Annotated in this window: 21 protein-coding genes and 1 tRNA gene; 10 read left to right on the forward strand and 12 right to left on the reverse strand. The window is 68.9% G+C overall.

From position 1 onward, the window contains the following. Positions 1–4: 4 nt before the first annotated feature. Positions 5–1,096, reverse strand: a complete 1,092-nt coding sequence (locus tag ILT42_RS07365) for a spore photoproduct lyase family protein (protein ID WP_204214786.1) — start codon at positions 1,094–1,096, stop codon at positions 5–7. Between the two features lie 273 nt (positions 1,097–1,369). On the opposite strand from ILT42_RS07365, the gene ILT42_RS07370 reads away from it, so the two are divergent. The 5 genes from ILT42_RS07370 to ILT42_RS07390 all read left to right on the forward strand — a co-directional run bounded on the left by ILT42_RS07370 (position 1,370) and on the right by ILT42_RS07390 (position 7,729). Continuing rightward, complete coding sequence (locus ILT42_RS07370; RefSeq protein WP_204214787.1) at positions 1,370–1,603, forward strand: hypothetical protein; 234 nt, start codon at positions 1,370–1,372, stop codon at positions 1,601–1,603. A gap of 410 nt (positions 1,604–2,013) precedes the next feature. Then, positions 2,014–3,228 (forward strand): putative DNA modification/repair radical SAM protein, encoded by a 1,215-nt coding sequence (locus ILT42_RS07375; protein WP_204214788.1) that lies wholly within the window; start codon positions 2,014–2,016, stop codon positions 3,226–3,228. Further along, positions 3,225–4,667, forward strand: coding sequence for a UdgX family uracil-DNA binding protein (locus ILT42_RS07380; RefSeq protein WP_204214789.1), 1,443 nt, complete (start codon positions 3,225–3,227; stop codon positions 4,665–4,667). The genes ILT42_RS07375 and ILT42_RS07380 overlap by 4 nt, the downstream gene beginning before the upstream one ends. Before the next feature lie 225 nt (positions 4,668–4,892). Beyond that, complete coding sequence (locus ILT42_RS07385; RefSeq protein ID WP_324617722.1) at positions 4,893–7,019, forward strand: transglycosylase domain-containing protein; 2,127 nt, start codon at positions 4,893–4,895, stop codon at positions 7,017–7,019. A 95-nt stretch (positions 7,020–7,114) separates the two neighbouring features. Beyond that, positions 7,115–7,729, forward strand: coding sequence for a LysE family translocator (locus ILT42_RS07390; RefSeq protein WP_204214791.1), 615 nt, complete (start codon positions 7,115–7,117; stop codon positions 7,727–7,729). A gap of 126 nt (positions 7,730–7,855) precedes the next feature. Here the strand turns inward: ILT42_RS07390 and ILT42_RS07395 are convergent, their stop codons facing one another. Then, a complete protein-coding gene (locus tag ILT42_RS07395; RefSeq protein ID WP_204214792.1) occupies positions 7,856–9,043 on the reverse strand; it encodes a multidrug effflux MFS transporter in 1,188 nt (395 codons plus the stop codon). A gap of 95 nt (positions 9,044–9,138) precedes the next feature. Beyond that, positions 9,139–9,804: a carbonic anhydrase gene (locus ILT42_RS07400; RefSeq protein WP_204214793.1), complete on the reverse strand. Its 666-nt coding sequence runs from the start codon at positions 9,802–9,804 to the stop codon at positions 9,139–9,141. A 118-nt stretch (positions 9,805–9,922) separates the two neighbouring features. On the opposite strand from ILT42_RS07400, the gene ILT42_RS07405 reads away from it, so the two are divergent. Further along, a complete protein-coding gene (locus tag ILT42_RS07405) occupies positions 9,923–10,555 on the forward strand; it encodes a LysE family translocator (protein ID WP_204214794.1) in 633 nt (210 codons plus the stop codon). Between the two features lie 2 nt (positions 10,556–10,557). Here the strand turns inward: ILT42_RS07405 and ILT42_RS07410 are convergent, their stop codons facing one another. Continuing rightward, positions 10,558–11,508, reverse strand: a complete 951-nt coding sequence (locus ILT42_RS07410) for a threonine/serine dehydratase (RefSeq protein ID WP_204214795.1) — start codon at positions 11,506–11,508, stop codon at positions 10,558–10,560. A gap of 27 nt (positions 11,509–11,535) precedes the next feature. Continuing rightward, a complete protein-coding gene (locus ILT42_RS07415; RefSeq protein WP_204214796.1) occupies positions 11,536–12,276 on the reverse strand; it encodes a DUF429 domain-containing protein in 741 nt (246 codons plus the stop codon). Positions 12,277–12,355: 79 nt separating this feature from the next. On the opposite strand from ILT42_RS07415, the gene ILT42_RS07420 reads away from it, so the two are divergent. Next, positions 12,356–13,237 (forward strand): HpcH/HpaI aldolase/citrate lyase family protein, encoded by an 882-nt coding sequence (locus tag ILT42_RS07420; RefSeq protein WP_204214797.1) that lies wholly within the window; start codon positions 12,356–12,358, stop codon positions 13,235–13,237. 6 nt (positions 13,238–13,243) lie between these two features. On the opposite strand, the gene ILT42_RS07425 is transcribed toward ILT42_RS07420, so the two are convergent. From ILT42_RS07425 to ILT42_RS07445, 5 genes are all read right to left on the reverse strand, one after another. Next, positions 13,244–13,642 (reverse strand): VOC family protein, encoded by a 399-nt coding sequence (locus ILT42_RS07425; RefSeq protein WP_204214798.1) that lies wholly within the window; start codon positions 13,640–13,642, stop codon positions 13,244–13,246. A gap of 8 nt (positions 13,643–13,650) precedes the next feature. After that, on the reverse strand, positions 13,651–13,869 hold the full coding sequence (locus ILT42_RS07430) for a Trm112 family protein (protein WP_204214799.1): 219 nt from the start codon (positions 13,867–13,869) through the stop codon (positions 13,651–13,653). Positions 13,870–13,878: 9 nt separating this feature from the next. Further along, positions 13,879–14,547, reverse strand: a complete 669-nt coding sequence (locus tag ILT42_RS07435; RefSeq protein ID WP_229428359.1) for an LON peptidase substrate-binding domain-containing protein — start codon at positions 14,545–14,547, stop codon at positions 13,879–13,881. A 44-nt stretch (positions 14,548–14,591) separates the two neighbouring features. After that, complete coding sequence (trxA, locus tag ILT42_RS07440; RefSeq protein ID WP_204214801.1) at positions 14,592–15,503, reverse strand: thioredoxin; 912 nt, start codon at positions 15,501–15,503, stop codon at positions 14,592–14,594. A 100-nt stretch (positions 15,504–15,603) separates the two neighbouring features. Further along, positions 15,604–16,143 (reverse strand): prolyl-tRNA synthetase associated domain-containing protein, encoded by a 540-nt coding sequence (locus ILT42_RS07445; RefSeq protein WP_204214802.1) that lies wholly within the window; start codon positions 16,141–16,143, stop codon positions 15,604–15,606. 206 nt (positions 16,144–16,349) lie between these two features. On the opposite strand from ILT42_RS07445, the gene ILT42_RS07450 reads away from it, so the two are divergent. Together ILT42_RS07450 and ILT42_RS07455 are read left to right on the forward strand one after the other, a co-directional pair. Then, positions 16,350–16,424, forward strand: a tRNA-Gly gene (locus tag ILT42_RS07450). A 177-nt stretch (positions 16,425–16,601) separates the two neighbouring features. Next, positions 16,602–17,204: a calcium-binding protein gene (locus ILT42_RS07455; protein ID WP_204214803.1), complete on the forward strand. Its 603-nt coding sequence runs from the start codon at positions 16,602–16,604 to the stop codon at positions 17,202–17,204. Positions 17,205–17,213: 9 nt separating this feature from the next. Here ILT42_RS07455 and ILT42_RS07460 read toward each other — a convergent pair whose 3' ends face one another. Next, positions 17,214–17,870, reverse strand: a complete 657-nt coding sequence (locus ILT42_RS07460) for a LysE family translocator (protein ID WP_204214804.1) — start codon at positions 17,868–17,870, stop codon at positions 17,214–17,216. Positions 17,871–18,007: 137 nt separating this feature from the next. Between ILT42_RS07460 and ILT42_RS07465 the strand changes: the two genes are divergently transcribed. After that, on the forward strand, positions 18,008–19,819 hold the full coding sequence (locus tag ILT42_RS07465; RefSeq protein WP_204214805.1) for an ABC transporter ATP-binding protein: 1,812 nt from the start codon (positions 18,008–18,010) through the stop codon (positions 19,817–19,819). On the opposite strand, the gene ILT42_RS07470 is transcribed toward ILT42_RS07465, so the two are convergent. Next, positions 19,803–20,525, reverse strand: a complete 723-nt coding sequence (locus ILT42_RS07470) for a fused DSP-PTPase phosphatase/NAD kinase-like protein (protein WP_204214806.1) — start codon at positions 20,523–20,525, stop codon at positions 19,803–19,805. The two genes, ILT42_RS07465 and ILT42_RS07470, sit on opposite strands and share 17 nt — an antisense overlap. Positions 20,526–20,908 lie beyond the last annotated feature (383 nt).

Below are 20,908 nucleotides of genomic sequence, written 5' to 3' on the forward strand. Positions count from 1 at the left end.
CCCGTCAGGTCCAGTAGAGAACCCGAGCGCCAGGCAGGCGCGCCGGAATCCGCTCCTCGAAGAAAGCCCGCATCTCGCGCATCGCGTCCGCCGGGTACACGTATTTGGTCGAGCCGAACTTGGTGAGCTTGCGGCTGCGCTTGGCCTCTTCCATGTCGAGGGACGAGCCCGGATACCAGCCCGTCAGCACCTCCTTCGACCCCGGCGTGAAGCGGTGCGTGATGAGCTCGACCGTGAGGTCCGGATCGGGCACGCCGTCCAGGGCCTGCGCGGCCTGGACCAGGAGATCCTCGTAAGCGTCGCGCCAGCGCTCCACCGGCATGATTGGCGCGATTGTGAGGCCGATGCGGTAGCCCGCCAGCGCCATGCGGCGCAGGGCGCCAAAGCGCGCCGCCAGGGACGCGGTGCCGCCCTCGAACCGCGCGGCCGGAGCCGCGTTCACGGAGAAGCGCACCCGCGTGCGGCGGTTGTGAGCGAGCCCGAGCAGGGGCTCGACCGCGTCGAACTTGGTGGTGAAGCGCAGCTGGACCGGCGCATCCCAGGCCCCGAAATGCAGGATCAGGCGGGCGAGCGAGCCGGTGATGTGCTCGATGCCGAGCGGATCGGTGTAGCACGAGGCCTCGAAGGTCGTGCCCTCGTGCGCCCGCCCGGCCTGCCGGGACGTGACCGTGCCGCCGCCGACGAAACCCGGCAGGACGCCCAGGATCTCGTCGAGATTGGCATAGGCCCGCGTCACGGGCGGCCCGGAGAGCGATCCGGCCAGGTAGCAATACTGGCAATGGGCGGGGCAGCCCTCGGCGAGGTCGACCCGCCAATCGGCGCTGGGCGGGATCGGCTGGAGCCTGAGCTTGGTGGGCGGCGCCACCACCACCGCGAGCGTGTTCTTGGCCTCCGCATAGGCCCGGCGCGGGTCGTCCCCGTTCAGCCCCGTGAGCCGGTTGGCCTTGAGACGCACGATCTCGGAGCCCAGCGCCTCGGCCCGCTCCACCATGGCGCGCCCGTGATCGTAGTCGAGGGCCGCCGGCGTGACGAGCACGCGCCGGGGCCGCCACAGCTTGGGCGGCGGGGCGGCGGAAGGGGACGGGAGAGCGCTCATGGGAGACGCAACGCCTTGGGGACAGGGATGATCCGGCAGGATGGCGGGCGGGTACCGCCAGGGGCGCGGTTTGCCTGCCTCGTCATGGAAGATGGGAGGCGCTAGGCCCGACCGGGAGAGCTTGCGTCATCATGGCTCGGGCGACCGGGCCTCATGCCCGGCGCGCGAGACGTCCTCGCTTGGGGGCTGGCGTGATGCCATGGGGTTTGACGGCCTCTTGCGGCCTGACCAAGGGGCTTTAAGCTCGGGCGAACACTGCCGTGGAGGGTGGACGTGAAACACCGGATGTCGGGGACGATCCTGGCGGGCGCCGTCGCGCTCCTGGCCTGCGGGGCCGCGAGCGCCGCTCCGGCCGCCAAGAGCAAGGCCGCGTCCGGGGACGCGCGGGAGGCCTGCAAGGCGGAGGTGGCGGCCGCCCACCCGCCGGGCTCCCTGTCGCGCAAGCGCAGCCCCCGCGACGCGCTCATCGCCGAGTGCATGGAACGGCGGGCCGGCGCCACGCGCTGACGGGCCGGACGTTTTCTCACGGGAGAGCGTCGCACAGCTATGAAGAACCCTAGGCCCGTGTTCTCCGGCTTTGCGGGTCAAAGGCGCGGACGCCGCTACCGTCATGGCCGGACTTGACCCGGCCACCCACGGGCTCACACCGCAAGACGCCTCCCGGACAATCGAGGTCCCCGGCTCAAGGCCGGGGATGACGGTGGGGACGGCCTGAAGGAACGCCGATTCGGCTCTCCGGGCCTACCGTCTTCCCGGTGGACCGTCACAAGGCCGGTGCCTGTCCTCGAGCCGGGGCGAGGACAGGCACCGGCTTCCGGATCCCCCCTCCTCCTGCGACCTCGGGTCCCCTCGGAACCTATCGTTTCCGCCCCAGATTATGCTAGAACAAACAGCGAACTATGATCGAGTAGCGTGACATGGACGAGAAGCTCGCCAAGAAGCTGCGCATCCTGGCCGATGCGGCGAAATACGATGCCTCCTGCGCCTCCTCGGGCGCGCCCAAACGCAAGGCGGATGTGGACGGCTTGGGCTCCACCACGGGCTCAGGCATCTGCCACGCCTACACGCCGGACGGGCGCTGCGTCTCGCTGCTCAAGATCCTGCTGACCAATTACTGCCTGTTCGACTGCGTCTATTGCGTGAACCGCCGCTCCTCGAACGTGCGCCGAGCCAAGTTCACGGTGGACGAGGTCGTGACCCTCACGATCGAGTTCTACAAGCGCAACTATATCGAGGGCCTGTTCCTGTCCTCCGGCATCATCCGGTCGCCGGACTATACCATGGAGCAGATGCTGCTGGTGGCCAAGAAGCTCCGGCGCGACCACGGCTTCCGGGGCTACATCCACCTCAAGACCATTCCGGAGGCGAGCCCCTGGCTGATCGAGGAGGCGGGCCTCTGGGCCGACCGCCTCTCCATCAACCTCGAACTGCCCACCGAGAAGAGCCTGGAGCGGCTGGCGCCCGAGAAGGACGGCGCCTCGATCCAGGACGCCATGGCGCAGATGAGCGAGCGCATCGAGGAGGCCCGCGAGGAGCGCCGCCATTTCTCGCCCGCCGGGCAATCGACCCAGATGATCGTGGGGGCGGACGCCACCACCGACCACGACGTGCTGAAGGTGAGCGACAAGCTCTACGGCCATTACAAGCTCCGGCGCGTCTATTACTCGGCCTTCAGCCCAATCCCGGATTCGTCGTCCGTGCTGCCCTTGAAGCCGCCGCCGCTCCAGCGCGAGAACCGGCTCTACCAAGCCGATTGGCTGCTGCGCTATTACGGCTTCGACGTGGACGAGATCGCGTCGGGCGGCGAGGCCGGGATGCTCGATCTCGACATCGACCCCAAGCTCGCCTGGGCGCTGAAGAACCGCCATCGCTTCCCCGTCGACGTGAACACCGCCGACCGCGAGATGCTCCTGCGGGTGCCGGGCCTGGGCGCGCGGGCCGTGGACAAAATCGTGCTGGCCCGCCGCCACACTACCCTCCGGCTGGAGGACGTGGCGCGGCTCACCTCGGGCCTGAAACGAGCCCGCCCGTTCCTCGTGGCGGCCGACCACCACCCGAAGAAGAGCCTCGATGGGGAGCGCCTGCGCGAGCGGCTGGTGGAGAAGCCCGAACAGTTGAGCTTGTTCGCATGAGCCTGCACCGCATCACCCTGAAGGACGGCGCGGATCTCGACGGGTTCCGCCGGGCGGTGCGCCGGGTCATCGCCGAGGAGCTGGCGCCGCAGCACGTGGTCTGGACAATCGGCAGCGAGCCCGACCTGTTCGGCGACGATGCGGGCGGCGAGGCGGCGCCGGTCGCCCTGCCCCGCCCCGTGGGTGAACTCATTCAATTGGTCGTCTGCCACCGGGACCCGGAGCGCTACGCCCTGCTGCACCAGCTCGTCTGGCGCGTGCTCAACGGCGAGCGCGAACTCCTACAGATCGCCAGCGACCCGCTGGTGCACCGCCTCGACCTGATGGCGCGCACTATCCGCCGCGACCTGCACAAGATGCACGCCTTCCTGCGCTTCCGGAAAGTCGGCGGCCAGCATCTGGAACGGTTCGTGGCCTGGTTCGAGCCGGATCATTTCATCCTGGAGGCGACGGCAGGGTTCTTCATCGACCGCTTCCGCTCCCTGGACTGGACGATCCTGACGCCGGTCGGCTCTATGCGATGGGACAGGGCGAAGCTCACCTATGGGCCGCCGGCCCGCAAGGAGGACGCCCCGTCCGAAGACAGCTTCGAAAACGGCTGGCGCGACTATTACGAGAGCGTGTTCAACCCCGCGCGGGTCAACCCCACCGCCATGCGGGCCGAGATGCCGAAGAAGTACTGGCACAACATGCCTGAGGCCGCCTCCATCCCGGCCCTGATCCAAACCGCGTCCCAGCGCGTTGAGAGGATGATCGAACAGGAGGCCACCATGCCGGCAAAGCGAACGCCTGAGCGCGCCATCGAGGCCATGTGGGATCAGGAGCCCAAGACCCTCGAGCAGCTCAACGCCATCATCGGCAAGGCGGGTCCGCTGGTGCCCGGCGCCACCCAAGCCGTGTTCGGCGAAGGACCGGCCCATGCCGATATCGTGTTCGTGGGCGAGCAGCCCGGCGACCAGGAGGACCTGCAGGGCCGCCCCTTCGTGGGCCCGGCCGGCAAGCTTCTCATGAAGGCCATGGGCGAGGTCGGCCTCGACCAGAGCAAGATCTACCTCACCAATGCGGTGAAGCACTTCAAGTTCGAGCAGCGCGGCCATCGCCGCATCCACGCCAAGCCCACGGCGGGCGAGGTGAAGCATTACCGGCCCTGGCTCATGAAGGAGCTGGAACTGGTGCGCCCGAAACTCGTGGTGGCGCTCGGCGCCACCGCCGTGCTGGCGCTCTCGGGCAAGCAGATTCCCATCACGCGGGCCCGGGGCCGGGCCGCGTTCGGCGAACGGCAGGGCTACATCACGGTGCACCCGTCCTACCTGCTACGCCTGCCCGACGAGCACTCCAAGCGCGAGGCCTACGACCTGTTCGTGCAGGACCTCGCCCGGATCCGCGACCTGTCGCTGGCCGACCTCGACACCGGGGAGCTGCCGCTGGCGGCCGAGTGAACCGACGGCGGCCCCAGGTCGAACCTTGGCGGCGCGACAGAGGTGTTGCATCGCTGCCGCAGCCGGGCGCAAACCCAGGAGTCCTTTGCTAAAGCCTCGGAAACGTTCGGCTTTTTCAAGATCGCTCGCTTAACCGCCCCTTAAACTGCCACAATTACAGTGCCTGAGAGCATCCATGGAAAGGCCGGACCTTGGAACCGGCCGGTGATGGAATCGGGGATCAACGTGGCGAACGGACGTGGCCGGCGCGAGCCGGTTTTCGATGCGCCCGCCGTCGATGCGGGGGAGACGGACATCCGTCTCTCGCCGGAGGATCGGTCAGGGGGCAGGATGGCGCGTCGGGGCGCTTCGGGCGAGCGGAACGCGGGCAAGCCGCCGGCGCGGCGCAAGGTCAAGAAGGCCAGGCGCCGGGGCGGCCGCTCGCTGTTGAGCCGCCTGTTCTACGCCGGCATCGTCATGTGCCTGTGGGGCGTGATCGCGGTGGGCGGCGTCGTCGCCTATTACGCCGCGCAATTGCCGCCCATCGACCAGCTCACCGTTCCCAAGCGTCCGCCCAACATCGCCATCATGGCGAGCGACGGCACGCTTTTGGCCAACCGGGGCGAGACCGGCGGCCGCAACGTCTCCATCAAGGAGCTGCCGCCCTACCTGCCCAAGGCCTTCGTGGCCATCGAGGATCGGCGCTTCTACCAGCATTTCGGCATCGACCCCATCGGCATCACCCGCGCCATGATGCGCAACGTGACGGGCGGCGGCGTGGCGCAGGGCGGCTCGACGCTCACCCAGCAGCTCGCCAAGAACCTGTTCCTCACCCACGAGCGCACCGCCTCCCGCAAGATCCAGGAAGCCATCCTGTCCCTGTGGCTGGAGCGGAACTTCACCAAGGACCAGATCCTCGAACTCTACATGAACCGCGTCTATTTCGGCGCGGGCGCCTATGGCGTCGAGGCGGCGGCGCAGCGCTATTACGGCAAGTCGGCCCGCAACCTGTCGCTGGCCGAGGCCGCCGTGCTGGCGGGCGTGGTGCAGAGCCCCTCGCGCCTTGCTCCCAACCGCAACCCGAAGGCCGCCCAGGACCGGGCCGAACTCGTGATCGCGGCCATGAACGAGCAGGGCCTCATCACGCCCGGCATGACCAAGACCGCGCTGGGCACGCCCGCCGAGCCCACCAAGCCGAAGGGCGCGGGCTCCGCGAACTACGCCGCCGATTACGTGATGGACGTGCTCGACGACTTCGTGGGGACCATCGAGTCCGACATCGTGGTGTCGACCACCATCGATCCTACGATGCAGGCCGCCGGCGAGCGTTCCCTCGTGGACGAGCTCAACGCCAAGGGCCAGAAGTTCAACGTGAGCCAGGGCGCGCTCGTGGCCATGCAGCCGGACGGGGCGCTGCGGGCCCTCGTCGGCGGACGCAACTACGAGACGAGCCAGTTCAACCGGGCCACCGTGGCCCGCCGCCAGCCCGGCTCCTCGTTCAAGCCCTTCGTGTATCTCACCGCCATCGAGCAGGGCCTGACCCCCGACACGGTGCGCGAGGATTCGCCTGTGCGCTACAAGGGCTGGGCGCCGGAGAACTACGACCACGGCTATCGCGGCCCGGTCCAGCTGCGCGACGCGCTCGCGCTGTCGCTCAACACCATCGCCGTGAAGCTCGGCCTCGAGGTCGGCCCGAAAGCCGTGGTGCAGACGGCCCAGCGGCTCGGCATCGCATCCCCGCTTCAGGCCAACCCGTCGCTGGCGCTGGGCACCTCCGAGGTGACGCCCCTCGAACTGGTGAGCGCCTACGCGGCCTTCGCCAACGGCGGCACCGGCGTGATTCCATATGTGATAACCGCCGTGAAGACCGCCGACGGCAAGGTGATCTACCAGCGCCCGGCCGGCAGCGGCAATCTCGGCCGCGTCATCGATCCGGGCTCGGTCGCCATGATGAACGAGATGATGCACAACACCTTCGTCATCGGCACCGCCAAGAAAGCGCAGATCCCCGGCTGGGCGCTGGCGGGCAAGACCGGCACCACGCAGGATTACAAGGATGCGTGGTTCGTGGGCTTTTCCGGCAACCTCGTGGCGGGCGTGTGGCTCGGCAACGACGACGGCACGCTCACCAAGCGCGTGACCGGCGGCAACCTGCCCACGGAAGTCTGGCACAACTTCATGCTGGCGGCGCTCAAGGGCAAGCCCCCCGTGGGCCTGCCGGGCGGCGAGCGCTTCGGACCCTCCGACGTGCCCGTGGCGGGCGGCCCCGGCAACAACTACGCCAGCGCGGGCGGCGAAGGCTGGGTCCAGCCCCAGCCCGCCCGCCGCGGCTCCCCGGAGAAGAACTTCTTCGAGCGGTTGTTTGGATTGTGATGATGCGGCTCGCGCCTTGCTGGCGCGAGATCGGTTGCGATACGTCCCGAGCAACCCTGCGATCATCATCCTTCCGGGATCGCGGAGGGAATTCGATGCACGAATGGCTGCAGCTTCTGACGATCGCGGGCGTGTTTCTCCTGAGCGCCGTCAGCCCCGGCCCAAACTTTGCCATCGTGACCTCCACGGCGATGGGCGTGTCGCGCCGTGCCGGGATCCTGGCGGGCCTCGGCCTCGCGGCGGCGTCGTTCACCTGGGCGCTGCTCGCGGTTGCCGGGATCGGCCTCATCCTGACCCAGGTCCCCTGGATCTATACGGCCGTGAAGGTTGCGGGTGCCACGTATCTGATGGGGCTCGGGATCAAGATGGTGCTCGGCGCGCGCAAGCCTGTCCCGGAGGAGACCGACGGGAGCCTCAAGGACGCCACGGCTTTTCGAAAGGCCTTCCTGGTCAGCCTGACGAACCCCAAATCCGTCGCGTTCTACGGCAGCATCTTCAGCGTCATGGTGCCGGCCCATGCCGGGTCCTGGTTTTACGTCGCGGTCGTGGCGCTCGCCGCCACGATCTCAGCGATCTGGTATTGCGGCCTGGCGGTTCTGTTCTCCCACGGCTTCGCCCGGCGCATCTTCACCCGGGCGAAGGCGGGGATCGAGGCCACCATGGGTCTGGTCCTGATCGGCATGGGCGGGCGCCTGCTGTTCAGCCGCTGACCCGGCCTGGACGGCGACATCGGCCCGTCAGGGATCCCGGTTCATCGATGCCATGCGCGGGTCCAGCGTGAGGGTCCCGCGGCCGAATTCCGGACCTCGGCTCGGGAAGTTGCATAGCGCCTGCACTCAGCCCTGCCGCACCTTCCCGGTCATCGTAAAGATTACCAGCGCCAGGACGCCCGTGCCCGAGATAGTGATCGGCAGGGGCAGGGCCGAATCGCCCAGGAACTGGCCAAGGCCGATGCCCAGGAGCGCCGCGAAGGTCATCTGGCAGATGCCGAGCAGGGACGAGGCCGCGCCCGCCCGGTCGGGAAACGGCATCATGGCCGAGGCCATGGATTGCGGCATGGTGAGGCCGACCCCCACCGCGTAGACCGTCATGGGCAGCGTGACGGCGAGCGACGAGGGCACGCCGAGCCCCACGCAGGCCAGCATCAGGAGGCCGCCCGCCGCCAGGAAGACCACGCCGAGCTGGATCGTGCCGTCGAGGCCGCGCCGCCCCACCACACGCTGCGCCAGGGTGGTGCCCGAGATGAAGCCCAACACCATGAAGGCGAACGAGAACGCGAAGGTGAGTTCGTTCAAGCCATACACGCCCTGGAGCACGAAGGACGAGCCCGAGATGAAGGCGAACAGGCCCCCATAGCCGAGCATGGACAGCATCACGTAGACCCGGTAGCCCCGGTGCCGCAGCAGAACGGCGAAGCCGCGCAGAATCGACCCGAACGAAAGGGGAGCCGGGGATTTCAGCCGGATGGTTTCGGGCAGCCGCAGGGCCACCACGGCGGCCAGGATGAGGCTGGCCGTCACCATGACGAAAAAGATGCCGCGCCAGCCGACGAACACCGCGATCAGCCCGCCCAGCACCGGCGCGACCGCCGGAACGACGCCCATGATCATGGCCATCCGGGAGAGCTCCCGTCCGGCCCGCGGGCCCTCGTAGAGATCCCGCACGATGGCCCGCGCCAGCACGATGGGACCGGAGGCGCCGAGCGCCTGGGCGAAGCGGGCGAGGGTCAGGGTCTCGATGGTCTGCGCCGAGGCGCAGAGAAAGCTCGCAAGGACGTAGAGACCGAGCCCGAAGAGCAGCACGGGCTTGCGGCCGATCTTGTCGGCGACCGGACCGTAGAAGAACTGCCCGACCGCGAAGCCCAGCAGGAAGGACGACAGGGTCAGCTGCACCCCTGCGGTCGAAGCCCCGAGCGTTCCCGCGATGGTGGGCAGGGACGGCAGGTACATGTCCGTGGAGAGCGGTCCCAGCGCCGTGAGCAGCGCCAGGGTGACCGTGAGGGCGAGGGTGTCGGGCTTGAGCATCGCGGACCGGTGAGGATGGCGGTCCTGGCTTTAGCGCGTTTTCAGGGCCCGGCGCAGCCTAAAAATGGGCCGGTTGCGCCGCGCCGGAGTGTGGCTCACGTCGCCCGGAACATCGACACCCGGTCCGGGATGGTCTCCACCGCGGGCCGGAACTGCTTCGTCTCCGGATCCCGGATCATCAGGATTCCGGTCGCCACGCCGAAATAGGCCCCGTGGAGCTGGAGCTTGCCGCGCTCCACCAGGATGCGCACGCACGGGAACGTCATGAGGTTGTTGAGGCTGTTCTCGATGGCGGCGAGTTCGAGGCGGGTCAGGTACTCGGCGAAGTCGTCGCCGCGCGGGCCCGCCGGTTCGGCGGCGGGTGCGATCAGGCTCATCCAGCGGCCGATGAAATCGCCCGGCGAGAGCGGCGCGGTGTCGTCGGCAAACGCCCGGATGCCGCCGCAGCGGGCATGGCCCAGCACCACGATGTGCTTCACCCGCAGGGCCTGCACGGCGAATTCCAGCGCCGCCGAGGTTCCGTGGAAATCGCCCTGGGTCTCGAAGGGCGGCACGAGGTTGGCGACGTTGCGCACCACGAACAGCTCGCCGGGGCTCGCATCGAAGATCACCTCCGGCGAGACGCGGCTGTCGCAGCAGCCGATGATCATCACCTCGGGCGACTGGCCCTTTTCGGCCAGGAGCTCGTAGCGGCCCTTCTCGCGGGGGAAGCTGGAGCCGAGAAACGCGCGGTAGCCGTCGGTCAGGTTTTGGGGAAACACGGCTGGGCCTCCTTGTTGCTGATCCCCACCTAGGCGCAACGGGACCCCTTGGCAACTCGTCCGGGGCATTTCCCACGGCTTTGCGCGGTGCTAGCGTGGGCCGAACCCAGGAGCCGGCATGGTCGACCCGTCAACGCTCGCGGCCTTCGGCCTCATCGCGCTCGGCATGGTGCTGACACCAGGCCCGAACATGATCTACCTGATCTCACGCTCCATCTGCCAGGGACGCCTGGCGGGCCTCGTCTCGCTCGGCGGCGTGGCGGCCGGATTTGTCTTCTACATGCTCTGCGCGGCCTTCGGCATCACGTCGCTGCTGTTCGCCGTCCCGTATGCCTACGACGCCCTGCGCCTCACGGGCGCGGCCTACATGCTGTACCTGGCCTGGCAGTCGGTCAGGCCCGGAGGCCGCTCGCCCTTCCAGGTGCGCGACCTGCCCCGGGACAGCCATCGCAAGCTGTTCGCCATGGGGCTGGCCACGAACCTGCTGAACCCCAAGATCGCGATGCTGTACCTGTCCCTGCTGCCGCAATTCATCGATCCGGCCCGGGGTCACGTGCTGGAGCAATCGCTCCTGCTGGGCTCCGCCCAGATCGCCATCAGCCTCTCGGTCAACGCGATCATCGCGCTCATGGCGGGCAGCATCGCGGCGGTCCTGGCGCGGCGGCCGGGCGTCGCGACGGCGCAGCGCTGGCTCATGGGCACGCTGCTCGGCGGGCTGGCCCTGCGCATGGCGTTCGAAACCCGGAAATAGCCTCAGGCCACCGTGAGGGCGTCGAGCTTGGCCAGATCCACATTGGCGCCGCAGAGCAGCACGCCGACTCGCTCGCCGGAGCGTGGCCGGTAGGCCCCGGAGATCAGCGCGCCCAGCGCTGCCGCGCCGCCGGGCTCGCTGGCGATGCGCCAGTCGCGCCACAGGGCCGCCTGCGCCTCCCGGATGGCCTCGTCGGCCACGAGCGCGACGTGGTCGACCGCGTCGCGGCAGGCCGCATAAACGAGGTCGCCCACATTGCGGGCGCCCAGCGAATCCCCCGCCACGGAGTTCACGTCCACGTCGACGGGCCCGCCCGCCTCCAGCGCCGCGTGCAGGGCCCGCGAGCCCTCCGGCTCCACGCCCACCACTTTCACGCGGCCCTTCCACCAGCTCGCGATGCCGCTGATGAGGCCGCCGCCGCCGACCGCCACCAGCACCGTATCGAGGGCGGACGCGTCCCCCTCCCATTCGAGGCCGATCGTACCCTGCCCGATCATGGTGGAGGGAGCCGCGAAGGGATGGACCCGCAGGGCGCCGCTCTCCGCCACGTAGCGGTCGCAGGCCTCCTGGGCGTCCGCGTAGCGCGCGCCGCCGATGACCACCTCGGCCCCGTGGGAGCGAATCACCGCGATCTTCGCCGGGCTCGAGATCTCCGGCACGAAGATGCGCGCCTTCAGCCCAAGCTGCCTGGCCGCGTAGGCCACCGCGGCTCCGTGATTGCCCCCGGATGCCGCCGCCACGCCCGCCTCCGGGATCTCGTGGGACAGGAGCGTGTTGAAGGCGCCCCGCGCCTTGAACGAGCCCGAATGCTGGAGGTATTCGAGCTTCAAACTCACCGGGCCGTCATGGCCGAAGCCCCGGGGCAGGGTCCAGACCGGCGTGCGGCGGATATGGGGAGCGATGCGGGCATGCGCCGCCTCGATGGCGGCGCGGGTCGGAAGAGGCTGGGTCATGGGGCTTTCTAGACCGATCCCGCGGGCTCATGGAACCGAATTGTTGGCCCCCGCGAAGGTCCAGATGGCGGCCGGGATGCCGTGGGCGTCGATCTCGGGCGGGTCGGGATAGGGACGGCCGCGCCCGGCCGCGATGGCCCTCGCCACCACGAGGGCCGCGAGAGCGTCCAGCATGTCGTCGGTTTTCGCGCCCTTGGGCGGGATCCCCTCCGTCACCGGGGCCGGAATCCCCCCGCGCCCGAGGAGCGCCCGCCGCTCGTCGAGGCCCGCGGGCGTCTTCTTGCGGTGATCGAGGGGCCGCTCGCCGTTCAGGGTCCAGAAGGCGAGTTCGGGATGCACCTCGTAGACACGCCCGCGCAGGGCCGGGTCCGCCCGCAGAAGGGCATCGATCTGGCGGATGCGCGGCACGATGGCGTTGGCGAAGGGCGAGGGCGCGAAGGGCTGCAGGCCCGACCGGGCGAGCGCGATGGCCTCGCCGTAGGCGGGCGCCTCCACCACGGCCCGCACGGAGGTGGGAAACACCGACGCGCCGAGGCGTCCGAGGAGCGGCCGCACCAGCACCTCGGCCCGCCGCCCGCCCCGCTCGACCCGGTCGGGAAGCCCGACCGGCATGTCGACCGCCACGATGGCGGGCCGTTCCGAAACGGCCAGGACCGCGGCGAAGTCGGGCACGAGGCGAAACCCGACTGCGCCCGGATCGTCGAGGCGGCTCAAGGCGACGATCCAGCCCTTCGGGCATCCGTCCACGCCGGCGATCCAAGGGGGCATGCGCGGTCTCCGGTTGGCGTTCCGGCCCGCAACCCCCTAAAGATCGGGGATCGACCCACGCCCTATCGAGGAAACGCCGATGATCGCCATCCGTCCCCGCCGCAGCGTTCTCTACATGCCGGGCTCGAATGCCCGGGCCCTGGAGAAGGCCAGGACGCTTCCGGCGGATGCGCTGATCTTCGATCTGGAGGACGCGGTGGCGCCGGACGCCAAGGAGAGCGCCCGCGAGGCCGTCCGCGCGGCCGTGGCCGGGGGCGGCTACGGTCCCCGGGAACTGGTCGTGCGCATCAACCCCCTCGAATCGCCCTGGGGCGAAGCGGACCTCGCCGCCGTGGCGGGAGCGGGGCCGGACGCCGTGCTCGTGCCGAAGGTCCACTCGCCCGAGGACCTGGTGGCGGTGGGCCTCCGGCTGCGCCGCCATGGCGCACCGGACAAGACCCGCGTCTGGGCCATGATCGAGACGCCCCTGGCGGTTCTCGACGCCCGGGCCCTGGCCAGCACGGCGGGCGACGTGGACACCCGCCTGTCCGGCTTCGTCATGGGCACGAACGATCTCGCCAAGGACACCCGTACGCGTCTCGTGCCGGGCCGGGTCCCGATGCTGCCTTGGCTCATGGGCACCCTCACGGCCGCCCGCGCCTACGGCCTCGACATCCTCGACGGCGTGTACAACGACCTCTCGGACGCAGGCGGCTTCAGGGCGGAGTGCGAGCAGGGCCGGGATCTCGGCTTTGATGGAAAGACCCTGGTCCATCCGGGCCAGATCGCGTCCGCCAATGCGGTCTTCGCGCCCTCCGCCGAGGAGGTGGCGCTGGCGCGCGCCGTCGTGGACGCCTTCGCGCGCCCGGAGAACGCGGGCCGGGCCGTGATCGGTCTGGAGGGCCGCATGGTGGAGCGGCTTCACGCCGACATGGCCGAGCGAACCCTGGCGCTGGCGACCGCGATCCGGGAGCGGGACTAGGGACCCTCAGGCCTCCCGGCGCATGGGCAGGAGGTTCGACACCTCGACCATGTTGTCGTCCGGGTCGTAGAAATAGACCGACCGGAGCGTCCCGGCCGCGCCGATTCGCTCAACGGGCCCGCTGAAGATCGCGACGCCCTGGCGCTTCAGGTGGTCCATCACGTCGTCCAGGGGCAGCGAGGTCAGTAGGCAGAAATCGCCGGCGCCGGGCGTCGGGTTCCGGGCGAGGGGGTCGACGCTCACGCCCACCTGCTGGAGGTTGATCTTCTGGCGGCCGAAATGCAGCGCCCAGCGCCCCGGGCTCATCTCCCGCGCCTCCATGCCGAGCACGCGGCCGTAAAAGTCGCAGGTGCGGGCCACATCCGCCACCACGAGGACGAAATGGTCGATGCTGTCCACATGCATGCGGATGCTCACTCCGTCAGGGGCCGGGCCTCTTCGGGCAGCATGATGGGGATGCCATCCCGGATCGGGTAGGCGAGGCGCGCCTGGCGGCTGATCAGCTCCTGCCTCTCGGGATCGTATTCAAGGGTCGCCTTCGTCAGGGGACAGACGAGGATCTCCAGGAGCTTGGGATCGACCCGGGTGGCCTCCACCGGAGGCGGGGCGGGCGCGGAGGCGTCGTCGGTCATGCCGGGTCCTTACTGGAGGGTCGTGTCCGGGCCGCCGGTGCGGGCGAGCTCGATCTCGGTCAGCGCGATGAGCACCTCGGCCCGCGTCTTGAGGTCGGGGGCTTCGAGCAAGGCCTGCTTCTCGCGGGATCCGAAGGGGCTCATCATGCTGAGCGCGTTGACGAGGGCTTCGTTGGGAGCCTCCTCGATCCCCTGCCAATCGACGCGCACGTCGGCCGCCTCCACGAAATCCCGCAGGGCCTTGATGACGCCGCCACGGTCGACGGCCTCCTCGCCCGCCCGGGCGGTGAAATCCGACTCGAACGGTTTGAAGTTCACGCGGCACTGCCGGTACAGCGTGGTGGTGGGCAATTCCTGCTCCACCTCGAAACGCCCCACCCCGATGAGGGTGACGAGGTAGCGGCCATCCCCCGTTTCGGCGAACTGCGTGATGCGGCCCGCGCAGCCGACCCGGTAGAGCTTGGGCACGGAGGCCATCTCGGAGTGATCGGGATCGGGCTGGATCATGCCGATGAGACGGTCACCCCTCAGGGCCTCGTCCACCATGGACAGGTAGCGCGGCTCGAAGATGTTGAGGGGCATCTGGCCGCGGGGCAGCAGCAGGGCTCCGGGCAAGGGAAAAACGGGGATGACCGCCGGGCAATCCTGTGGCCCCCGGTAAACCGCGTTCATTCCCATCCCGGTCTCCTGCCCATTCCAAACTCTGGCCGATGCGTGCGGCGTCAGGCAAACAGGATCGAGGACAGGCGCCGCCGTCCTGCGACGGTTGCGTCGTCCATGGGGCCCCAGGCCTCGAAGAACTGGAGAAGCTGCTTGCGCGCGCCATCCTCGTTCCAATTGCGGTCGCGGCGGACGATTTCAAGGAGTTGACCTGCCGCTTCCTGACGCTTCCCTCCCGCGTTCAGTCCGACCGCGAGGTCGAACCGGGCCTGGTGGTCCCCCGGATCGGCCTCGACCCGTCGCTGCAGATCCGCGAGATCGCCCAGGGAGCCGGCCTGTTCGGCGAGCTCGATGGCGGCCCGCGCCCCCACGATGGCGGGGTCCCCGGCCTTGGAATCCGGCGCCATGGCGAGGAAACGCTTCGCGCCCTCGAGATCGCCCAGGTCCACATGGAGCTTCACCAGGGCGGCCAGCGCGGCGGCGTTTTCCGGGTCCTGGGCCAGCACGGCGGCGTAGAGCTCGGCCGCCCCGCCGATATCGCCCGCCGTCACGAGGGCATCCGCCTCCGCGAGCAGCTCCTCGGCGGCGCTGGGGCCGAGGGGGCCGACAAGACGCTCGATGAAGCTCTTCACCCCACTTTCGGGCAAGGCCCCCATGAAGCCGTCCACGGGCTGGCCGCGCTGGAAGGCAAACACCGCCGGGATCGACTGCACCCCGAGCTGGCCCGCGATCTGGGGATGCTCGTCGATGTTCATCTTGACGAGCTTCACCTTGCCGCCCGCCTCGCGCACGGCCTTCTCGAGGATCGGCGTGAGCTGCTTGCAGGGCCCACACCAGGGCGCCCAGAAATCGACCAGCACGGGCTGCTTCATCGATTCGGCCATCACGTCCTGGCGGAAACCGGCCGTGGTGGTGTCCTTTACGAGATCGTCGGCCGCGGAAGGAAAGGGGGCGGCTGGGGGATCGGTCAGCATGGCGTCCTCGGTGCGTGCAGGGAGAGGGCTCCCGTCCGGGTCAGGCTCGTCGGGGTGTTGCCCCTCACGGGGAAAGGGCCCCCCACAGGGATGTTGCCCTTCACATGGGCTCCGGCGCGGCGTTTGGCAATTCTCCGGGGGGCTCCGGCAGGCGGATAATCCGGGGCTCGTGGTCGACCGCGCGGAGGAACTTCAGGAGATCGTCGCGGGAGACGCCGGTGGTCATGGAATTGACCAGGGGATGAAAGTTCACCCGCGCGTGCTCCATGAGGTTGGCGTCGAGGATCAGGGTCACCTGCCCGGTGGCGTCGTTGGCGACCGCGAAAGGCGTCACGGACCCCGGCTCGACGCCCAGGGTCGCCCGCAGGAGTTCCGCGGATCCGAAGGACAGCCGCCCCGAGGCCCCGATGGCCTCGTGGGCGCGCTTGAGGTCGATGGCGGTCTCGTCCTTCGCCGTGATCAGGAACAGGCGGCCATTCTTGTCCTTCACGAACAGGTTCTTGGAATGGGCGCCCGGAATCCGCGCCTTCACGGGCCGGGACTGGGCCACCGTGAAAACGGGCTCGTGCTCCACGGTCTCGGCCGCGATGCCGAGTTCGTCCAGGCGGTCGAGGAGCTGTTGGGGCGACAGGTGGGACAAGGCGGGTGTCTCCGGGTCTTGCGGCAAAGAAGCCTGCGTTCTAGCGCATCGCGCCCCAAAAGGGACCCTCCCCCGCGACGGCCGCCCGCACCGCGTGGCCGGAGCGACCCGGCGCGGCGAGAAAAAGTTTGGCCCGGGGCTCTTGCAATGTGAATCGATTTGGGGCAAATGGGCGTCCTCGCAACGGTGCCTCGGCGCCGCGGAGCGCGGGTGTAGCTCAGGGGTAGAGCACAACCTTGCCAAGGTTGGGGTCGAGGGTTCGAATCCCTTCGCCCGCTCCATTTTTCCAGACATGCTTGGAAATGCAAAAGCCGCCCTCGGGCGGCTTTTTGCCGTTGGGTCCCGGCCCCGACATGGCAGCCAATTTCCTTGAAAATGCACCGATATATCGCTATGAGGGGCCAAGCCTGGCGGTGCCCGGCCCATCCTTTCATTGCTTATCACCCTATGGATTTCACATGGCAGTCACGACTGCGCGAACGCTCGGCTATTCCACGGGCGGCGGCCCCCTCCAATTCGAACCGGCCCAGTACATCAGCGACAGCGCCAGCGACGTCGTGCGGGCCGGAAACGGCCCGAACGAACTCTTTGGCCAGAAGGGCAACGACACCCTCTACGGCCTCGACGGCAACGACCTTCTGTTCGGGGGCCCCGGACGGGACATCCTGTACGGCGGCAAGGGCGCGGATTATTTCGTGTTCGACACGTCTCCGAAGGCCAACAACGTCGACCTCGTCAAGGACTTCAACCGCCAGGAGGGTGACAAGATCGTCCTGGCGCTGAAGTTCCACAAGGGTCTGCGGGAGGCGCTGGCCACCGACGCCTCGGGCACCGTCAAGACCACGTCGGACTTCGCCCTCGACGCCAAGACGGCCACGCTCCGGAAATCCTCCTTCGTGGCTGGAAAAACGGCTCTCGAGGCCGACGACCGGCTGATCTACGACAGGGCCTCCGGCGTGCTCTCCTACGACCCGGATGGCAACGGCGCCCTCGCGGCGGTCCAGATCGCCCGGTTCAAGGCCGGATTCGCCCTGAAGCATTCCGACATCGTGATCTACTGAGCCGCCTTCTCAACGCCTGACCGGCGACGCGTCGCCGGTCAGCGCGAGGCGCAGGCCCAGCGCCACCATGACCACCCCCGCGCAACGCTCCTGCCAGGCGATGAGCCCGGGACGGCGCGCGAGCCAGTTGCCGATGGTGCCGGTGCCGAGCGCCACCGCTCCGAGGATCACGAAGCCCGACAGCTTCTGCACGCCGCCGAGGAACAGCAGCTGGACCGTCACGGGCCACGCACTCGCCGGATCCACGAATTGCGGCAGGAACGCCAGCATGAACACCATGGCCTTCGGGTTGGTGAGGTTGTTGATCAGGCCCTGGCGAAGCGCGGCGAGGTCCGAGACCGGCCGGGCGGCCTTGCGGTCGAGGCGGTGCCGGCGGAACGACCCGACGAGCAGCGTGGCCCCGAGCCAAACCAGATAGGCCGCCCCCGCCCAGCGCAGCAGATCGAAGGCGAGCGGCGAGGCCGCGATGAGGGACGTGACCCCCAACGCCAGCAGCGGCAGCTGCACCAGGCCCGCCACGAGGGTCATGCCGACCGCCGTCAGGACGGCCGCGCGCCGTCCCTGCCCGACGCCGCGGCTGAGCAGCAGCATCATGTCGGGTCCGGGCGCGAGCTGCAGGGCCAGCACGGCCGCGTAGAAGGTGAGAAATGTCGGTCCATCGGGCATGGCGAAGGCTCCCCGAGCGGGCTTACGCCGACGCGCAGCCACCCGCAAGGCGGCCCAGCGGGCGCGCTCACCCGTTTGCCGCCTCGCGCGCCGCATGCTACCCCGCAGGCCTCGTGAGAGCGGCAAACGGAACGGCGATGGTCCGCAAGAGCCTGTTCGGCAAAAGCCCCGTCAAGGGCGACACGCTTCCCCTGATCCGGCGCCTGTGGGCCGACTGGATGCGGCCGCACGCGCGCACCCTGAGCGTGGTCCTCGTGCTGGTCGCCCTCGTGGCGGGCGCGACGGGGCTCTACCCGGTGCTCATCAAGGCGGCCTTCGACGCCTTCACGGCCAAGGACCAGCGGGCGATCCTGCTGGCGCCGCTCTTTGTGATCGCGGTCACGTCCGTGAAGGGTTTTTCGCTCCTGGCGCTGACTGTCCTCACCAACAAGGTGGTCACCCGCATCGAGGCCGACATGCAGACGGCGCTCTTCGGGCATCTCGTCGACGCGGACCTGGCCCAGGTGTCGCGGGAGAGCCCCGCCGCCTTCACGCAGCGCTTCACCACGGATTTCCTCTTCATCAAGGAGGCGCTGACCCGCCTGTCCACGGTGTTCCTGCGCGAGGTCACGACGATCATCGCGCTGATTGGCGCCATGCTGTGGATCGACCCTGTCGGCACGCTCGTGGCCGCCGTCACGGTGCCGTTCATCGCGCATCCCATCGGCAAGATCGGCAAGAAGCTGCGCCGGGTCGCGATTTCGACCCAGGAGCAGACGGGCCAGATGGCGTCGCTGATCACCGAGAGCCTTGCCGGCACCCGCGTGGCCAAGACCTACAATCTCGAAGGCTATCTCAAGGCCAAGGGCGCCCACACCTTCGACGAGGTGCGGGCGTTGAAGATGAAGGCCGCCAACGCGCGCGGGCGGCTCGACCCTCTGCTGGAGGCGGGCGGCGGCTTCGCGGTAGCGGCGGTGCTGGTGCTCATCGGCTGGCGCATCCTGTCGGGCGAGAGCACAGTCGGCGATTTCACGGGTTTCGTGAGCGCCCTGATCCTGGCGGCCCAACCCATCCGGGCCTTGGGCAACCTCAACGCCATCGTGCAGGAGGCGGCGGCCGCGCTCCAGCGCACCTTCCACGTGATGGACGAGAAGCCGACGATCCGGGCCAAGCCGGATGCCGCGCCGCTCACCGTGGCGGAGGGCGAGATCCGCTTCATGGATGTGAGCTTCGCCTACGGGTCCGAGAGCGCGGCCCTGAAAGGCATCGATCTCGTGGCGGAGGGCGGGCGCACCACGGCCCTGGTCGGGCGATCGGGCTCCGGCAAGTCGACGCTGCTGTCTCTCGTGCCGCGCCTCTACGACGTGACGGGCGGCGCGGTCCTCATCGACGGCCAGGACGTGCGCGACGTGTCGCTCACCACCTTGCGCGACGCCATCGCGGTGGTGAGCCAGGACGTCTTGCTGTTCGACGACACGGTGCGGGCCAACATCGCCTTCGGGCGGCCGGGGGCCACCGACGCCGAGATCGAAGCGGCCGCGCGGGCCGCCGCCGCGCATGATTTCATCGGGCGGATGCCGGAGGGCTACGAGACCCGGGTCGGCACCGGCGGCAGCCGACTGTCGGGAGGCGAGCGCCAGCGCGTGTCGCTTGCCCGCGCGTTCCTGAAGAACGCCCCGATCCTGCTTCTCGACGAGGCCACGAGCGCGCTTGATTCCGAATCGGAGCGGCTGGTCCAGAATGCCATCAAGGAGCTGATGCGCGGACGCACGACGCTGGTCATCGCGCACCGGCTCTCCACCGTGCGCGACGCGGACCGGATCGTCGTGATGGAGGCGGGCCGGGTCGCCGAGGTGGGGTCGCACGCGGACCTGGTGGCCGAATCGGGCATCTATGCCCGCCTGCACGCGCTCCAGCTGTCGAACGACCTCGATCCGGTCTCCGTGGGCCCGATCACTCCCGCCGCATGACGCGGTCGACGAGCACGTTGGACCAGAAGCCGGGCTTGAAATCGCGCTCCAGCGCCTCCGGGTCGTAGATCGTCTCGACCCAGGCGAGGAACGGGATGCCCTTGGCCTCGCCTTCCGCCCGGTAGCGGTCGAAGAACGCGTCCAGGATCCCGGTCTTCGAGAAGCGGAAATGGCCGAACCGCACGGAGAGCTGGCGCAGGGCCTCGGCGACGGGCTTGCCCTCGTGCACGATGAGGTAGAGCGCCGCCACGAATCCGGCCCGGTCGGCGCCCGACTTGCAGTGGAGCACGGCCGGATATTCGAGCCTGTCGAAAAACGCGACCGCGCTCAGGATGGTGTCCCGGTCCGGCGCGCCGCGCGAGCGCACGATGAACTCGGTCAGGTGGATGCCGAGCCGCTCGCAGATCTCCTTCTGGAGCTGCCAGGAGCCGTGCTCACGCCCGCCGCGCAGGTTCACGATGGTCCGCACGCCCTCCGCCTTCAGGCGCGCGATCTGGTAGGGGGCCGGCTGGGCCGAGCGCCACAGGCGCTCCGAGACCCGGTGCTTGTTGAGATAGGCGAGGCGAAAAACCCCGTGGTCCACCAGCAGCATGTTGGTCCAGGCGCGCAGACGCCCGAGACCGCCCTGGATCGGCTGATCCCAACGGGCGATGCGGGCCATGCGGCGGGCATAGCGGGTTTCGGGTTTGAGGAAGCGGTTGATCACAAGCGTTCGGTTATCGGGTTCGAGGCCGCCAGCCCTTACCAGTGCGCGGCCACGAGGGCAACGCGACGCCCTCGTCGGGCAAAATTCCACCCACCTCGCAAAAAAGCGGCCCAGGTTGCCCCAGGCCGCACTCTTTGCAATGGCAGCCCAACGCTGCCGGATCAACATGACTTTGGTTTACGCGTAGATCAGAAAGCTTTCGTGATTCAAACTCAGGCCAGGGACAAGCCCTGCGGAGGAGACCGGGGCCTTGGTCCCGGTGCCGTCGACGTTCGGTGGGAGCGGTTCGGCATCGGCAGTCCGCGCGAAGGCACGCACCTTCGCGTCGTCTGCCTCGGCGTCGGCTCCGAGACTCGATCCAAACTTCGGCCGAAAACCGGCCG

Origin of the sequence: Microvirga pudoricolor (genome assembly GCF_016892705.1) — a bacterium.
GTDB classification, from domain to species: domain Bacteria; phylum Pseudomonadota; class Alphaproteobacteria; order Rhizobiales; family Beijerinckiaceae; genus Microvirga; species Microvirga pudoricolor.

Bases quoted from the DNA above. Each gene is read 5' to 3' on its own strand.
- ILT42_RS07435 (WP_229428359.1), bottom strand. From the start codon at position 14,547: ATGGGAATGAACGCGGTTTACCGGGGGCCACAGGATTGCCCGGCGGTC.
- trxA (WP_204214801.1), bottom strand. From the start codon at position 15,503: ATGCTGACCGATCCCCCAGCCGCCCCCTTTCCTTCCGCGGCCGACGAT.
- ILT42_RS07420 (WP_204214797.1), top strand. From the start codon at position 12,356: ATGATCGCCATCCGTCCCCGCCGCAGCGTTCTCTACATGCCGGGCTCG.
- ILT42_RS07405 (WP_204214794.1), top strand. From the start codon at position 9,923: ATGGTCGACCCGTCAACGCTCGCGGCCTTCGGCCTCATCGCGCTCGGC.
- ILT42_RS07425 (WP_204214798.1), bottom strand. From the start codon at position 13,642: ATGCATGTGGACAGCATCGACCATTTCGTCCTCGTGGTGGCGGATGTG.
- ILT42_RS07410 (WP_204214795.1), bottom strand. From the start codon at position 11,508: ATGACCCAGCCTCTTCCGACCCGCGCCGCCATCGAGGCGGCGCATGCC.
- ILT42_RS07465 (WP_204214805.1), top strand. From the start codon at position 18,008: ATGGTCCGCAAGAGCCTGTTCGGCAAAAGCCCCGTCAAGGGCGACACG.
- ILT42_RS07380 (WP_204214789.1), top strand. From the start codon at position 3,225: ATGAGCCTGCACCGCATCACCCTGAAGGACGGCGCGGATCTCGACGGG.
- ILT42_RS07390 (WP_204214791.1), top strand. From the start codon at position 7,115: ATGCACGAATGGCTGCAGCTTCTGACGATCGCGGGCGTGTTTCTCCTG.
- ILT42_RS07455 (WP_204214803.1), top strand. From the start codon at position 16,602: ATGGCAGTCACGACTGCGCGAACGCTCGGCTATTCCACGGGCGGCGGC.
- ILT42_RS07395 (WP_204214792.1), bottom strand. From the start codon at position 9,043: ATGCTCAAGCCCGACACCCTCGCCCTCACGGTCACCCTGGCGCTGCTC.
- ILT42_RS07415 (WP_204214796.1), bottom strand. From the start codon at position 12,276: ATGCCCCCTTGGATCGCCGGCGTGGACGGATGCCCGAAGGGCTGGATC.
- ILT42_RS07430 (WP_204214799.1), bottom strand. From the start codon at position 13,869: ATGACCGACGACGCCTCCGCGCCCGCCCCGCCTCCGGTGGAGGCCACC.
- ILT42_RS07375 (WP_204214788.1), top strand. From the start codon at position 2,014: ATGGACGAGAAGCTCGCCAAGAAGCTGCGCATCCTGGCCGATGCGGCG.
- ILT42_RS07460 (WP_204214804.1), bottom strand. From the start codon at position 17,870: ATGCCCGATGGACCGACATTTCTCACCTTCTACGCGGCCGTGCTGGCC.
- ILT42_RS07365 (WP_204214786.1), bottom strand. From the start codon at position 1,096: ATGAGCGCTCTCCCGTCCCCTTCCGCCGCCCCGCCGCCCAAGCTGTGG.